General features: G+C 52.6%; 11 protein-coding genes. 4 read left to right on the plus strand and 7 right to left on the minus strand.

The window, feature by feature from the left end; genetic code table 11:
* The first annotated feature begins 664 nt into the window (after positions 1-664).
* Both EHV07_RS20750 and EHV07_RS20755 read left to right on the plus strand, forming a co-directional pair.
* On the plus strand, positions 665-6,196 hold the full coding sequence (locus EHV07_RS20750; protein ID WP_147200020.1) for a glutamate synthase-related protein: 5,532 nt from the start codon (positions 665-667) through the stop codon (positions 6,194-6,196).
* Between the two features lie 57 nt (positions 6,197-6,253).
* Positions 6,254-8,011 (plus strand): sulfite reductase subunit alpha, encoded by a 1,758-nt coding sequence (locus EHV07_RS20755; protein WP_147200021.1) that lies wholly within the window; start codon positions 6,254-6,256, stop codon positions 8,009-8,011.
* Positions 8,012-8,052: 41 nt separating this feature from the next.
* Here the strand turns inward: EHV07_RS20755 and EHV07_RS25095 are convergent, their stop codons facing one another.
* The 7 genes from EHV07_RS25095 to zapE all read right to left on the minus strand — a co-directional run bounded on the left by EHV07_RS25095 (position 8,053) and on the right by zapE (position 13,576).
* On the minus strand, positions 8,053-8,676 hold the full coding sequence (locus EHV07_RS25095) for a DapH/DapD/GlmU-related protein (RefSeq protein ID WP_305790943.1): 624 nt from the start codon (positions 8,674-8,676) through the stop codon (positions 8,053-8,055).
* Entirely contained in the window at positions 8,639-9,556 is a 918-nt protein-coding gene (locus EHV07_RS20765; protein ID WP_147200022.1) for a glycosyltransferase, read from the minus strand. The genes EHV07_RS25095 and EHV07_RS20765 overlap by 38 nt, the downstream gene beginning before the upstream one ends.
* A 350-nt stretch (positions 9,557-9,906) precedes the next feature.
* A complete protein-coding gene (sspB, locus tag EHV07_RS20770; protein WP_147200023.1) occupies positions 9,907-10,401 on the minus strand; it encodes a ClpXP protease specificity-enhancing factor in 495 nt (164 codons plus the stop codon).
* 5 nt (positions 10,402-10,406) lie between these two features.
* On the minus strand, positions 10,407-11,048 hold the full coding sequence (gene sspA, locus EHV07_RS20775; protein WP_147200024.1) for a stringent starvation protein SspA: 642 nt from the start codon (positions 11,046-11,048) through the stop codon (positions 10,407-10,409).
* Positions 11,049-11,366: 318 nt separating this feature from the next.
* Positions 11,367-11,759: a 30S ribosomal protein S9 gene (rpsI, locus tag EHV07_RS20780; RefSeq protein WP_125287074.1), complete on the minus strand. Its 393-nt coding sequence runs from the start codon at positions 11,757-11,759 to the stop codon at positions 11,367-11,369.
* A 15-nt stretch (positions 11,760-11,774) separates the two neighbouring features.
* Positions 11,775-12,203: a 50S ribosomal protein L13 gene (gene rplM / locus EHV07_RS20785; protein ID WP_147200025.1), complete on the minus strand. Its 429-nt coding sequence runs from the start codon at positions 12,201-12,203 to the stop codon at positions 11,775-11,777.
* Positions 12,204-12,448: 245 nt separating this feature from the next.
* Positions 12,449-13,576, minus strand: coding sequence for a cell division protein ZapE (zapE, locus tag EHV07_RS20790; protein WP_147200026.1), 1,128 nt, complete (start codon positions 13,574-13,576; stop codon positions 12,449-12,451).
* A 185-nt stretch (positions 13,577-13,761) separates the two neighbouring features.
* Here zapE and zapG point away from each other — a divergent pair, with 185 nt between their 5' ends.
* The gene (gene zapG / locus EHV07_RS20795) at positions 13,762-14,166 is read left to right on the plus strand and encodes a Z-ring associated protein ZapG (RefSeq protein WP_147200027.1); all 405 of its coding nucleotides are present in this window, start codon (positions 13,762-13,764) and stop codon (positions 14,164-14,166) included.
* A 122-nt stretch (positions 14,167-14,288) separates the two neighbouring features.
* Positions 14,289-15,650, plus strand: coding sequence for a serine endoprotease DegQ (gene degQ / locus EHV07_RS20800; protein ID WP_147200028.1), 1,362 nt, complete (start codon positions 14,289-14,291; stop codon positions 15,648-15,650).
* Positions 15,651-15,685 lie beyond the last annotated feature (35 nt).

Raw genomic sequence — 15,685 nt, forward strand, 5'->3', positions numbered from 1 at the left:
GATGCCCTGTTTATGGCCATTACACCTCGCTTATTCATCGCATAAAAATTCACATTAACCGAAAATTTAATCACACCATGCCTGATTAATTTTACTAATGATGAAGCGTGGTTTAATTCAAATAAGCCACATCCTTAAAAACAGTTCTTTTCAGTAAGTAACCCCATTTTCTTAGCATTTTCTGCTACCAATAACCCCAGCACCAGCATGGTGCAGAGATTTGCCGCCTGCACTACAGTGAGACAGCTCACACTTCCCGCCTGTCGGGTGGCGAAACTCTCGACATTAAAAACAGTAACAAATACTTATTATTCAAAAAGATAAACCAATGAGATGGCCTAAAAGGCTCCGTAAGGACGCTATTTGACCTGAGTTCGCTTTCCCGATAAGTTGGAAATCCGCTGGATGCGTTCCTGACGGGCCAGTGTCTCGGCATATCTATGCAGCAAGAAGACTCCCTCAAGAAGCAAGTTACCTCCAGGTAAGAGAGCCGGAAATCAGAGCAGTCCCACACAGGACGCCATTAAAAGGCGGGGTCATGCCCGGCAAAACGGCAGCCGCCAACAGGCGGTCAGGAAAAACGATACAGAGCCTGGGCGACCCAGCTGCATTCTGTGCTTGAAATAACGTAGGTAATGTCAAAAGAAGTTTAAGGAGGCCCGCAATGTCCAATCCAAAACCTTATCCCTATGGCCTGTACGATCCCTCTAAAGACAGCGATAGCTGCGGCGTGGGCTTTATTACACGTAAGGACGGCGAGCAGACTCATGAGATCCTTCAGATGGCGCACAGCGCGCTTTGCACGGTCCCTCACCGCGGCGGTATGTCGGCGGAAGGCGTGGGTGATGGTGCTGGGGTTAACGTGGATATCTCCCTGCACTTCTTTCGCAAGATTACCGGCCAGCCACTGATTACCGGCCGTTTCGGCGTGGGTAACTTCTTTGTTTCCAAAGACAGCGAGCTGCGCGCCAACGGTGAACGCCTGGTAGAAGAAACGCTGGCTACTTACGGCCTTGGCGTCATTTTAAAACGCGAAATGCCGCTGGATGTCAGCGTACTGCGTCCGGCCGCCATTCAGTTTCAGCTGCCCATCGTGCAGTGGATTTTCAGCGCGCCTCAAGATGTTGTCGATCAAAATGATTTCGAGAAACGCATCTACCGTGCGTTGCTGGATATTGAAGCGCGCGCCTTTACCGAGAGCGATTTTGGCGGACTTTATCCGCTTTCCCTTTCTTCTCGTACCCAGGTCTTCAAGGCGCGCCTGAACTCAAATGAAGTGATTCCTTACTTCAAAGATCTGACCGATCCGGATCATCAGATACGCGGGCTGTTCTTCCATACTCGCTTCTCTACCAATACCGATCCGCATACGACGATGGCTCAGCCGTTCCGCCTGATGGCACATAACGGCGAGCTAAATACCGACCGTAAAAACCGCATCGCGGAATCGGCGCTGGCGCTGGCACGCGGTAAAAAAATCGTGCGGCCAAAAGGCCAGTCAGACAGCTCCCGTCTGGATCAGAGTATCCACAGCCGTCTGATGGAAGATAACCTTGATTTGATCAACGCCGTGGTATCCATGATGCCACCCGCGTGGGAAAACGACGATACGCTGTCGGAAGACGTCCGTGCGATGCTGGAATACTTCTCTTTATATGAAGAGAAAAATGATGGCCCTGCCGCGCTGATCTTCGGCAACGGTGAAATCATCGGCGCTCGTCTTGACCGTCTGGGCCTGCGTCCACTGCGTTCTGTTGAGACAGCAGACTATATCGGCGCGATGTCTGAAGCAGGCCAGATTGCCTTCCCACCAGAAAGCGTTCTGCGTCGTGGCCGTATCGAAGCGGGCGGGATGCTCTATTACGATCACAGCGAAAAACGCAGCTATACCACGCTCGAAGCGCTGGAGAAGCTGGCGAAAGAGAAAGATTATCCGTCTCTGCTGGAACAGGCACGCGTCACGTTGCAGGAGCTGCCCATCGTGCCCGCAGAAAAGCAGGGCTCGCCGCTGCGCTACCGTGGCGACCTGAAAACCTATCAGCGCTTTGTGGCTTACTACTATAACCAGGAAAGCTTCAAGTTCATGATGGACCCGATGCTGAACACCGGCGCGGAGAAGATCTCGGCAATGGGTTACGGCAACGCCATCAACGGCCTGTCCGATCACGAAGGCGGCATGGCGCACTATTTCTCGCAGCGCTTTGCTCAGGTGACTAACCCACCGTTAGACTCGATTCGCGAAATCGATGGCATGACGCTGCGCGTAGCGTTAGGCGCTAAACCGCATCTGGGCCGCAGCAAAGGCCGTCAGATCGTTGTGCCTACGCCGATCCTGACCCATCTGGATATGCTGCAACTGCGTGAGCAAAAAGTGGCGCCTTACGCACGCTTTGAAATGCTTTATGTCCCTGTTGTCGGCACCGATGCACAAAGCCGTGCCGCCAACGCAGACGCGCTGGAAAAAGCCATTGATGACCTTGCTCAGCAAGTTGTGGACTTTGCCCGTGAGCAAGGCGGCATTGCGGTTTTGACCGACCGCCATATCTCTTCCACGCATGCCGGGATCCCGATGCTGCTGATGGTTTCTGCCATCAATCAGCGTTTGGTACAGGAAGGTTTGCGCCTGGACGTCTCTCTGGTTGTGGAAAGCGGTCAGAGCATCTCTTCGCACCATATTGCTGCGGCACTCGGCTTCGGTGCTTCGGCAATTTATCCGCTGGGCGTACAGATGCGTGCAGAAGAGAAATTTGGTGAAGGCGAAGAAGGCAACAAGGCCTTCAAGCGCTACGCCAAAGCGGCTGAAAAAGCACTGATGAAAACCATGGGTAAAGTGGGCCTCTGTACGGTGGAAAGCTACAGCTGCGGCGAATTCTTTGAGCCTAACTTCCTGAATACCGACGATCCGGTATTGAAGAAATATTTCCCGAATATCAAGACGCCGGTGGGTGGAGCAGGCTTCGCCACTATTGCCCAGATGGCCGTCGACTGGCATCAAAGCGCGCTGAGAATTCAGGGTGAGTCCGAAGTGCCATTGTTGGGTCTGTTTAAAGAACGTGCGGAGGGTGCGGGCCACTCATACGGCACTATCGCAGTACGTACCTTCATTGATATGACCGAGCAGCCGGTACGCTTCGCCGAAAAACCACGTGAAGAAGATCGGTTTATCCGCCTGATGACGCTGGCCAAGCTTGATAACGCCTTCAGCATCAAACCGGAGTCGTTTGCTGACAGCAGCTTTGAACGTATCCCGAACGCGGTGATCGACAGCTTTACCATTACGCCTGACTATCGCGAATTCTCCAGCCAGATGCATGAAGAACGTAAACGTCGTCCGGCCGCGCTGCGCGATATCCTGACCTTCCCTGCCGATCTGACCCACGTGGACAGTGAAGCGGAATTTGCCCGCAAACTGGGCCGCTATTCTTTGATTAATAATGGCTTTGCCGTACGCGGGCTGATTTGTGAAGCAACCGACGCCAGCGCCGGTCATTTTACGCTGCGCCTGTCCGATTCCATTCAGGGGCTGAAAGCTGAGAATGAACGCCTTGCCGCTCTTTCCGCCGCGTTGAAAAGCCGCTTCGGTGAGGAAATTGCCAGCGGTGAAATTACGCCAGACGGCCTGCAAATTACCGCGCTGGGCAAAGCGGCAGACTATTTGTCGCGGATCTTTACCGCTGCGCCTTCACTGCCGCTAAGTGAAATCCAGCCCGCCAGCGAAATTACCCGTACCTTCGCTTCCGGTGCGATGAGTCATGGCGCACTGGTTGCGCCGGCTCACGAAGCGGTAGCGCACGGTACCAACATGGTTGGCGGCATGAGCAACTGCGGCGAAGGGGGCGAACACTATTCGCGTCATGGAACGATCCGCGCCTCACGCATTAAGCAGCTGGCTTCCGGCCGCTTTGGCGTCTGGGCGGCATACCTCGCCGATCCGATGCTGGAAGAGTTAGAAATTAAGATCGGTCAGGGTGCAAAACCGGGTGAAGGCGGCCAGCTGCCTGCGCCAAAAGTAACGGTGGAAATCGCCGCGGCTCGTGGCGGTACGCCTGGCGTTGAGCTGGTTTCACCGCCGCCGCACCACGACACCTATTCCATTGAAGATCTGGCGCAGCTGATCCATGACTGCAAAGCCGCTCGCGTGCGCGTCATTGTGAAACTGGTTTCTTCCGAAGGCATTGGCACCATTGCTGTCGGCGTGGCAAAAGCAGGCGCGGATGTGATCAACGTCGCGGGCAATACCGGCGGTACAGGTGCGGCGTCCGTTACCAGCCTGAAATATACCGGCCGCGTGGCGGAAATCGGCATCGCGGAAGTTCACCAGGCACTGTGCGCTAACGGCCTGCGTGAAAAAGTGCAGCTACGCTGTTCAGGCGCGCAGCAAACCGGCAGCGACGTGGTGAAATCAGCGCTGCTGGGCGGCGACAGCTTCGAATTCGGCACCACTGCATTGATGATGCTGAAATGTGTGATGGCGAAAAACTGTAACGTGAAATGCCCGGCCGGCCTGACGACCAACGCCGAAGCTTTTGATGGCGATCCGCGTCAGCTGGCACAGTATTTCATCAACGTGGCTCACGAAGTGCGTGAGATCCTTGCTCGCCTCGGTTTGCGTTCTCTGCGCGAAGCGCGTGGCCGCTCGGATCTGCTGCACCTGATGGATCACCCACTGGAAGTGGGCAGACTGGATTTGCGCGCCATGCTCACCGTGGTCCCAGAGCTGAAAATTGCTCATCCGGTTTATCTGGAAAAAGATTTCGAACTGGACGACAGCTGGCTAACTCAGTTGACCAACGCGCTGGTCGATCAGGGCAGCGAGAGGCTTGAGCTGGGTAACGGCGCAACGCTGAACAACCGCAACAAAAGCGTTGGCGGACAGCTGGCGATTGATATCGAACGCATGCTGAACCACAAGCTCGACGCGCGTCAGCTGAAGGCCATGCCTGCCGTCCTGAGTGACGATCGCGGTCGCCACTATCTGGCACCCGCCACGGTCAGGATTGCGACCGCCGGCTCAGCAGGCCAGTCTTACGGCGTGTTCTGCAACGACGGCATGCAGCTGCAACATTACGGCACCTGTAACGATGGCGTAGGTAAAGGCCAGTGCGGTGGCGAAATCGTGGTGATGTCGCCAGGCGGCGGCTCGCAGGATGCGGAAGGCAACGTGCTGATTGGTAACTTTGCGCTGTTCGGTGCCACCGGCGGGCGTCTGTTTGTTCAGGGTCAGGCCGGCGACCGTTTTGCGGTGCGTAACTCAGGTGCCACGGCTGTTGTTGAAGGCGTCGGCGATTTCTGCTGTGAATATATGACTAACGGCGCGGTGCTGAATCTGGGCACTTACGGCACCGGCTTCGGTAACGGCATGAGCGGCGGTTTCGCTTACCAGTACGATCCCTATGGATCGCTGGCAAAATCCGCAGCGGGAGATTCGGTGCTGTTCGGCTCGATCACCGACGACAACGAAATGGCAAAAGCCCATAAGCAGGCTGTGCTGACCATGCTGCACTGGCATCTGGAAGCGACCCACTCGCCGCGTGCTGCCTGGCTGCTGGCACACTGGGAAACCGAGTCTCAGCATTTCGTTTACGTGATGCCACGCTCGCTGCTGTTGTATCAGGACAGCGCCGAGATCCTCAAGGCAAAAGCGCGTAAAGATCTGCTGGAAGAGCTGTCTACAGCGCTGGCAGCACATCAGGTTGCAAAATTTAAAGCGGCCTGGCGCAACAAGACCACCATCGCCAATGGTGCGGTACCGGCTTATGGAGCAACCGATACGCAGGAAATGTTCGTACTGCTCAATAACTACACCGTGCTGAGCTTTGCCCAGCAGCTGGCGCTCTCTCGCCTGCCGAAAGGCACTTCTGTTGAGAACGCAGCGGTAGAGAAAGCGGTGCGTAACCTGTTGATGACGGAAGATTTTGCGTTAATCAGCAAGCTACAGCGTCATGCTCGTTCAGCGATTGAAAACTACAGCGATGACGAACTGGCCTGCCTGATTGCGGCAAAACGTATGGCGGATTACAAGGCGGCACTGACGCAGCGTAATATCCGCTCCATGGATAGCCTGGCGACTTATGGCTGGATCATTTATCAGGATGCGCGTAACCGCGAAGTGTTAGGCGGACTGCCTGATTTTGAGGAACTGTTTGCCCGTGCCGCGCTGCCAGAGATTGCCGCTGCCGTTGGCAAATTATCCTGAGTAAATGAAACGACTTTCTAAAGAACATAACGAAACGGGACTGAGTACGGATAACCCATGAAAATTCCTTATATTCCTGAAGACGCGCCATTTAATGGCGATCAGAAATACTGGCTGGCAGGTTTCCTTGCCGGACTGCATTCACGCCTGCTGGTGTTGGAAGATCGCCCACAGGTCGCTGGTGCTACTGGCGCAGCAACCACAACACAGCTGCATATCCTGTTTGGCTCGCAAACCGGAAATGCCGAAGCGCTGGCCCAAACGGCGGCCAAATCTGCGCGCGATCAGGGGCTGGTCCCTGTGGTACAGGCGCTGGGCGAAGTCGATATCGACGTGTTTGCCACGATGCGTCACGTGCTGGTTATCACCTCAACCTATGGCGAAGGCGAAATGCCTGATAATGCTCAGCTGTTCTGGCAGGCGATCTCCGCCAGTACCGCGCCGCGTCTGGAGCAGATGAACTTTGCCGTGCTGGCGATTGGCGATACGGGTTACGACGGATTTTGTCAGGCCGGTAAGTTTATCGATATGCGTCTGGAGCAATTGGGTGCTAAGCGTCTGGCCGATCGTATCGATTGTGATATCGATTATGAAGAGCCTTCGCACCAGTGGCTGGTGGGTTCCATGCCGCAGTTTGCCGCCAGCGCAGGCAGCAGCGGCAAAGCACTGGAAAACCGTCCTGAAGCGCCGGTCATTCCAGGCAGCAATAAACAGAATCCTTACGCCGCAGCGTTAATCACCAACAAGCGGCTCTCCGGTGCGGAGTCGGACAAAGATATCCGTCACTTTGAGTTTGATTTAACCGACAGCGGATTGACCTATGAAGCGGGCGATGCGCTGGGCGTGATCCCGGTTAACGATCCGACACTGGTCAACTTACTCCTGTCACAGCTGAATGCAGACTATGACACGCCGGTCTCTGGCTTTGATCGAAGCCTGGGCGATTTACTGACTTACCAGTTTGAGATCTCAGAACCTTCCCGCAAGCTGATTGAGTGGGTCGGCCAGAACACCACGAATCAGGAGCTGCGCCACGTACTACAGCATGATGATAAAGATGCGATGGGCGTTTGGCTGTGGGGTAAAGATTCACTGGATCTGCTGCAGTTGGAACTGGCGCGTACGCTGAGCATTCCTGAATTTGTCGCATTATTGCGTCCTTTACAGCACCGTGCTTATTCAATTTCTTCCAGCTCTAAAGCGCATCCTAATCAGGTGCATCTGACCATCGCTTCCGTGCGTTATCACAGCGGTGGGCGTGCCCGTAACGGTGTCTGTTCAACTTATCTGGCCGAGCGTGTGGGGCGGGGTGAAAAACCGGCTATCTTTATTTCGCCGAATAAAGCTTTCCGCGTTCCTGCCAACAACGATGCGCCGCTAATTATGATCGGGCCAGGCACGGGTATCGCGCCTTTCCGTGCCTTCTTGCAGGAACGCCAGGCAACGGGCGCTAAAGGCAAGAACTGGCTGTTCTTTGGCGATCAGCGTCTTGAGCACGATTTTATCTATCAGGATGAGCTGCAAGGCTGGCAGAACAACGGTCTTCTGACCCGACTGGATCTGGCATTCTCCCGCGATCAGGCTAAAAAGATTTACGTGCAAAATCGCATGCTGGAACAGGGTGCTGAGCTGTATGCCTGGTTGCAGGAAGGTGCATACTTCTACGTTTGCGGCGATGCATCGCGAATGGCAAAAGATGTGGATAAAGCTTTATATCAGGTGATCACACAGTTCGGCGGACTTTCTGCTGAACGTGCTGCCGACTACGTCGACCAGTTGAAGAAAGAGAAACGCTACCTGCGTGACGTTTACTAAGCCCGGTGACTGGCAGCTGCGGCTGTCAGTCATTAGCCGCTTTACTCAAGATATCTGACCACTTTTGCCGGATTACCCATTGCGACAGCGTAATCCGGCACATCAGTTCTGACCACGCTGCCTGCGCCGATAACGGCATGCCTGCCGACGGTGACGCCTTTAAGAATAATGGCCCCCATTCCTATCCATGCATGCTCTTTAATGTGCACCGGCCTTACAATGATGCGCGAGGCTTCATCCTTGAGTCCACGTCCTGTACAGGGATGGCCATCACTGTCCATCAGCGTGACGTTAGGGCCGAAAATCACATTGTCCTCAATCGTGACACGTTGATAAGCCACGATTGCCGTACCTTGCAACACAACATTGTTTCCAACCACAATATTGCCTGCTTCCCGCTCGTTCAGCTTCACGATGGTGAACTTAAGCTTGCCACAATGAAATGCCAACCTGTCGACTGACTCCATATAAACGCCATGGCCTGTTACAATCTTTTTTTCAAAGTCACCGAGGTCAATAACTTCCTTTCGGTAAATGTCATCTTTGACCCAGGTTAACGTAATATCAGGCACGCCAGAAATAGTAACATCCGTCGGCAAATCCGTGCAAAATTTATAAGCTGTAGAGTCAGGACTGATATAAATATTTTCGTATAAAGGCATCATTACCTTCCTGGTTTTGATCGGCATACTGACGAATAACTTTATTAAGCGAAAACTTACTCTCACCTAAATCGCACCCGTAAAAAGAGGTTTGCCATAGCTGATATTTTTGATGAATTTTCTTTCCGGCCGTTTCGGAATCATTTTTATGATCCTGAACGAGTTTATCATGAGGAAAATGTATCGAGCAGAGACGCCTGTTCACAATGAACCGGTTATTTTGCATAAAAAGCCTGACGCCTAAATCAACATCTTCACCGCCCCAACAGTTAAAAGCCTCATCAAAAAGCCCGGCATTCATCAACGCTTTTTTTTCTGCCGAGACATGGCACGTCCAGAAAATATCAAAAGGCGCGGGCCAGCTGGAAACATTATAACCAAACTCGTTATATTGATTTTGCCTGATGTCCAGGGCATTCATTTTTTCCAGCATGTCTACCGCGCCACTGACATTATCAGATGACACCAGCGAGGAGATGTCAGCCATCATGGCTTCTTCCACTTCAAAGCCATAAACGTAGCCAATGCAAACGGCCGGCACGAGACTGTCATGATGCAGCTTCAAATGCAGAGATAACGCATCCTGATGAAGTAATACGCCAGCATCCGTAAAGACGATATATTTTCCTTCTGCGGCTGTAATGCCAATATTTCTTGCTTTCCCGGCTCGAAAACCCTTATCAGGCTGCCAGTAATAGCGAATATTTAACCGTTCTTTGTAGTCGGCGCAGAGTATCTCAGTATTATCACTGCCGCCATCATCAACGACAATAACTTCGAACGCATTTTTATTGAGCGACTGATTGACCAGTGCCTCAAGACTCTTTTTAAGTAAATCCTTTCGATTATAGGTAGGAATAATGACGCTTATTTTTATTTCCATTATGGCAATACCTTATGTCCTTTGAAGGAGTTCCTTCAAAAAAAGATTATTGACGATAAAAGAGAAGCGCAGAAACATTAGTAATTTTTAATAATTAGTTCAACAAATTTACGTTACCGACCGCGTGTTTATTATTAAAGATTGATCAAAATCAATACAGATAATTTTACTGACAATTTCGGACGCTATAATTATTCAAAAACCTTAAAGTAACCAAAAACGGCCAATATATAATAAAGATATTTCCTGATTAAATAGCGTTACCGGACAGCCTCCCCGCTAATTTTAGCGCCGGAAGATTTATCGCAGGCAAAAAAAAACCAGCCCGTTGGCTGGACTGGTTTTTAGCACTATTTCACGACGCGTAATGCCGGACGTCCACCGCGTGGCGGCGGGTCGTCAGGATTATCATCATCGCTCTGCTCGCTGTCATCAGGGCGATCGCCATCAATCACTGACATCACCGTTTCGGGTGATTCATCCTGGTCTGCGGGATTGTATTCCCCGGCAGCTTCATAGACTGGTTCAGGCTCAAACATAGTGCCCGCACCGTTTTCACGCGCGTAGATAGCCATTACCGCTGCAAGCGGAACGGTAACCTGACGAGGTACACCACCAAAGCGGGCGTTAAACGTCACCTCATCGTTACCGAGTTCCAGGTTGCCGACGGCACGTGGCGCGATATTCAGAACGATCTGCCCATCGCGTGCGTACTCAAGCGGCACCATCACACCCGGCAGATTGATATCGACCACCAGGTGTGGCGTCAATTGGTTATCTAACAGCCAGTCATAAAATGCCCGTAACAGATAAGGACGACGAGCGGTTAATTGCGACATTTCCATGGTAATCAGCCCCGCGTATGCAGGCGCATTTCACGTTCCGCTTCCGTCAGGGAAGCGAGGAAGGAATCACGCTCAAAGACGCGCGTCATATAGCCTTTCAGCTCTTTAGAACCTGCGCCAATCAGTTCAATGCCCATCTGCGGCAGACGCCACAGCAGCGGTGCCAGGTAGCAATCTACCAGGCTGAACTCTTCGCTCATGAAGAACGGCGTACGGGAAAACAGCGGAGCGATTGCCAGCAGCTCTTCACGCAGTTGCTTGCGTGCAGCTTCTGCTTCCTGCGCCGTACCGTTCTCAACTTTACGCATCAGGCTGTACCAGTCCTGCTCAACACGGTGCATCATCAGACGGCTTTCACCGCGAGCAACCGGGTAAACAGGCATTAATGGCGGATGCGGGAAGCGCTCATCAAGGTATTCCATGATGATACGAGATTCGTACAGTGTCAGTTCGCGATCGACCAGCGTCGGGACAGTACGGTACGGATTGAGGTCAATCAGATCCTGGGGCAGGCTATCCATTTCTACCTGCTCGATCTCTACGCTGACACCTTTTTCCGCCAGCACGATACGTACCTGATGGCTAAAAATATCAGACGGACCAGAAAACAGCGTCATTACCGAACGTTTGTTGGCAGCGACAGCCATGTAAACCTCCAAGTTTATCCAGAAAATTACTGCGCAAGCCCGCCACGCGGCGAACAACCTGCTTAATAAAAAGCCAGTAGCAGCGACAAAGCCAAAGCAAACCTGGTCAGGTACACCTGCATCACCGCCCTGCTAATGGGCACAAAGTGACACACAGTTTATCAGATTTCAGACAGCTTGTGGGGGCAGGAATAAGGATTTGACGGGAAAATGCGAAAGCCCGTCGCGTTTTGTTGCTGTGGTAAGAAAAAAGGCAAGAAAAAAACCCGGTGCAAGCACCGGGTTTTTCGATAATTGACGCTGCCGAAGCAGAGTAAATTAACGTTTGGAGAACTGTGGACGGCGACGTGCTTTACGCAGACCGACTTTCTTACGTTCAACCTGACGCGCATCACGAGTAACGAAGCCAGCTTTACGCAGTTCGCCACGCAGTGACTCGTCGTATTCCATCAGAGCGCGGGTGATACCGTGACGGATCGCACCAGCCTGACCAGAAATACCACCACCTTTAACGGTGACGTACAGATCGAATTTACCAACCAGATCCAGCAGTTCCAGCGGCTGGCGAACTACCATGCGGGCAGTTTCGCGACCGAAGTACTGTTCCAGAGAACGCTGGTTGATTACGATGTTACCACTGCCCGGCTTGATAAATACGCGAGCGGTAGAGCTTTTGCGGCGACCAGTGCCGTAGTTTTGATTCTCAGCCATTGCCTGTAATCCCGATTAAATGTCAAGAACTTGCGGTTGCTGTGCCGCATGGTTGTGCTCGTTGCCCGCGTAAACTTTCAGTTTACGGTACATAGCACGACCCAGCGGGCCCTTTGGCAGCATGCCTTTAACCGCGATTTCAATCACACGCTCAGGACGGCGAGCAATCATCTCTTCGAAGGTCGCTTGCTTGATACCACCGATGTGGCCAGTGTGATGATAGTAAATCTTATCAGTACGCTTGTTACCGGTTACGGCAACTTTCTCAGCGTTCAGAACGATAATGTAATCACCGGTATCAACGTGCGGAGTGTATTCCGCTTTGTGCTTACCGCGCAGACGACGGGCCAATTCGGTCGCTAAACGACCTAAAGTTTTGCCTGTCGCGTCAACAACATACCAGTCACGTTGGACGGACTCTGGCTTAGCTGTAAAAGTTTTCATCTAAAAGCTTACCCAAATTAAGTTACACGTTGGTGAAATCCCAAACGCTTGAATAAACGGTTGAGGCTCACACGACCATCTCGACCAGCAAGCCCACCCCTTCGGATAGAGTTACTGGAACACAAAGAGTTTTGGGAAAAAAACCTTTGCTGTAACGTGGGGTCGCAAGATTATAGAGAAGTCGCCCGCAAAGCGCGACCCCTTTTTACAATTAAATGCGCCCTGCTGCCCTGAATTTTCTTGTCTCAGGGCAGATGCGACAGCTTCAGGTACTCCTCGCTTTGCATCTCCTGGAGACGCGAGACGCAGCGCTGATATTCAAACTTCAGTCGCGCGCCCTGGTAGATCTCAAACAGCGAGGCCTCCGCAGAGACTACCAGCTTAACGTGCCGCTCGTAAAACTCATCGACCAGCGCCAGAAAACGCCGGGCCTGATCTTCCGTTTTATAAATCATCACCGGCACGTTAAACAGCAGCACGCTGTGGAAGCGGCGCGACAGTTCAATGTAATCGTGCTGGCTGCGTCCTTCGCCGCACAGCGTCAGGAAATCCATGGCGACTACCCCATCCGCCACGCCCAGCGTCGGCATTTTACGATGATTAATGTCGAGAACCGGTTTTTCTGTGCGGCTTTCACCTGAAAGCGCAATAAACAGACGATCCATCTCCTGCGTCGTCTCGTCGTTTAGCGGCACTTTCCACAGGTGGGCAGAGGTCAACGTACGCAAACGATAGTCAATTCCGGCATCAACATTCATGATGTCGCAGTGCTGTTTAATCATTTCAATGGCCGGCAGGAAGCGTGCGCGCTGGAGGCCGTTGCGATAAAGCTCGTCCGGTGGAATATTGGAAGTGGCGACCAGAGTAATTCCACGGGCAAACAATGCTTCCATCAAGGTACCCAGCAGCATCGCATCGGTAATATCAGAGACAAAGAATTCATCAAAGCACAACAGGTCAGTTTCGCTTTTGAAACGATCGGCGACAATTTGTAGCGGATCGCTTTGTCCTTGCAGGCCCGTGAGTTCCTGATGCACGCGCAGCATAAAACGATGGAAGTGCAATCGCTGCTTACGCTCGCCAGGAATTGCCTGAAAAAACATATCCATCAGCCAGGTTTTTCCTCGCCCTACGCCGCCCCACATATAGAGCCCGCGAACCGGTGTTAACGACGCGTTTTTACTCTTTCCCATCAGCTTATTCAGCTTGCCAAACAGCCCTTTTGCAGGCGGTTCCGCCTCCGGGCTGGCGCGGGTTAGCGCCTGATAAATCCCGTCCAGACGGGTTATTGCTTCACGTTGAATATCATCCGGCCGGAACGACCCATTTTCCAGTGCCTGCTGATAGCGCTGCACAGGTGACTTCGTTTGCATAGATTCACATTCCCTGAAATATTTGGTGCGTCAGGCTGTTGATTGTCGAAAAAAAGCTCGTTCTACACTAAGCGATGCAGCCTCAGGATTCCACTTCCGTAAGATTAGCGGTTATAGTGACGGGTAATGAATCGGCAACAGCCGGACGTTACTACGGAACAACAGAAGACAACACGGGAGTTATTATGACCTGGGAATACGCGCTTATTGGGTTGGTAGTTGGGTTAATTATCGGCGCTCTGGCCATGCGTTTTGGTAATAAAAAACTGCGGGAACAGCGTAGCCAGCAGTATGAACTGGAAAAAACAAAGGCTGAACTGGCCGATTATCGTGAAGAGCTGACCAGTCACTTCGCGCAAAGCGCTGAGCTGCTGGATAACATGGCGCGCGACTATCGCCAGCTTTATCAACATATGGCAAAAGGCTCTAATGACCTGCTGCCTAATCTGCCGGGCGAAAAAAATCCTTTCGCTTATCAGCTGACCGAATCTGAAGCTGACAACGACCAGTCACCGGTACAGATGCCGCGTGATTATCCTGATTCAGCGACCGGCCTGCTTCGCAGCGACCGTGCGACTCACGAAAAATAATCAGACTTAAGGGCGCTATGCGCCCTTTTTGCTGCCTGAATTCTGACGATTTGTTAAAATGACTGCGTAGCAGTACTAACCACTGAGTAACCTTTCCTTTCCTGGTAGCGAGAACGTTTGCGATGAAGAAAAAATCCTTACTGTTAAGTGCATTAGCCTTGAGTATTGGTATGAGTCTTGCCCCGCAGGCGTTAGCTACGCTTCCGGCACAAATTCAGGGACAGGCCGTCCCCAGCCTTGCCCCTATGCTGGAAAAAGTCCTGCCTGCGGTTGTGAGCGTGCATGTTGAAGGTACCCAGACGCAGGCGCAGGAAATCCCTGAGCCGCTGAAACGCTTTTTTGGTCAGCAGGATCAAGGCAACGAACAGCCGCAGCCGTTTGAAGGTTTGGCTTCCGGCGTGGTGATTAACGCTGAAAAAGGCTATGTACTGACGAATAATCACGTCGTTAACGGCGCGAACAAAATTAGCGTGCAGCTGAGCGACGGCCGCGAATTTGACGCCAAACTGATTGGACACGACGAACAGACCGATATTGCGCTTATTCAGATCCCCGGCGCGAAAGGCCTTACCCAGGTCAACGTTGCCGACTCTGACCAGCTGAAGGTGGGCGATTTTGCCGTTGCGATCGGTAATCCGTTCGGGCTTGGGCAGACGGCGACATCCGGGATTATCTCAGCGCTGGGCCGTAGCGGTTTGAATCTTGAAGGTCTGGAAAACTTTATCCAGACCGATGCGGCGATTAACCGCGGTAACTCCGGCGGCGCGCTGGTGAACCTGAACGGGGAATTAATTGGCATCAACACCGCCATTCTTTCCTCAGCGGGCGGCAATATCGGTATTGGCTTCGCCATCCCGGCGAACATGGCAATGAATCTTGCGCAGCAGCTCATCGACTTTGGCGAAGTGAAGCGCGGCCAGTTGGGGATCAGAGGGACAGAAATGACCTCTGAAATGGCGAAAGCTTTTAACGTTGAGGCTCAGCGCGGCGCCTTCGTTAACGAGGTTTTACCAGGCTCAGCCGCAGCGAAAGCCGGTATTAAAGCGGGCGACATCATTACCATGCTGGATGGTAAACCGATTGATAGCTTTGCGGCGCTGAGAGTCAAAATCGGCACCACTGCCCCAGGCAAAGAGGTGAAGGTTGGATTGCTGCGTGAAGGCAAGCCACAGACGCTCGCCGTCAAGCTGGATACCAGCAGCCAGACGACCGCCAGCGCTGAATTGCTGACGCCTGCTCTGCAAGGTGCCACCCTGAGCGATGGCGCAGCGAAAGACGGCACTAAAGGCGTCAACGTGGACAGCGTGGAGAAATCAACGCCGGCCGAACAGTTTGGCCTGCAAAAAGGCGACGTCATTGTTGGGCTGAACCGTAGCCGCGTGGAGAACCTGGCTGAACTGCGCAAACTGCTGGCGGCAAAACCGACGTTGCTGGCGCTGAACATCATCCGCAATAATGAGAGTATCTACCTGCTTTTACGCTAAAACTGATGCGGACACCTGCGTGTCCGCTTAACTCA

The sequence above is a fragment of the Pantoea sp. CCBC3-3-1 genome (genome assembly GCF_007981265.1).
Taxonomy (GTDB): Bacteria; Pseudomonadota; Gammaproteobacteria; order Enterobacterales; family Enterobacteriaceae; genus Erwinia.

Coding starts and splice junctions, on each gene's coding strand:
- EHV07_RS20750 (WP_147200020.1), top strand. CDS start 665: ATGTCCAATCCAAAACCTTATCCCTATGGCCTGTACGATCCCTCTAAA.
- EHV07_RS20755 (WP_147200021.1), top strand. CDS start 6,254: ATGAAAATTCCTTATATTCCTGAAGACGCGCCATTTAATGGCGATCAG.
- EHV07_RS25095 (WP_305790943.1), bottom strand. CDS start 8,676: ATGATGCCTTTATACGAAAATATTTATATCAGTCCTGACTCTACAGCT.
- EHV07_RS20765 (WP_147200022.1), bottom strand. CDS start 9,556: ATGGAAATAAAAATAAGCGTCATTATTCCTACCTATAATCGAAAGGAT.
- sspB (WP_147200023.1), bottom strand. CDS start 10,401: ATGGAAATGTCGCAATTAACCGCTCGTCGTCCTTATCTGTTACGGGCA.
- sspA (WP_147200024.1), bottom strand. CDS start 11,048: ATGGCTGTCGCTGCCAACAAACGTTCGGTAATGACGCTGTTTTCTGGT.
- rpsI (WP_125287074.1), bottom strand. CDS start 11,759: ATGGCTGAGAATCAAAACTACGGCACTGGTCGCCGCAAAAGCTCTACC.
- rplM (WP_147200025.1), bottom strand. CDS start 12,203: ATGAAAACTTTTACAGCTAAGCCAGAGTCCGTCCAACGTGACTGGTAT.
- zapE (WP_147200026.1), bottom strand. CDS start 13,576: ATGCAAACGAAGTCACCTGTGCAGCGCTATCAGCAGGCACTGGAAAAT.
- zapG (WP_147200027.1), top strand. CDS start 13,762: ATGACCTGGGAATACGCGCTTATTGGGTTGGTAGTTGGGTTAATTATC.
- degQ (WP_147200028.1), top strand. CDS start 14,289: ATGAAGAAAAAATCCTTACTGTTAAGTGCATTAGCCTTGAGTATTGGT.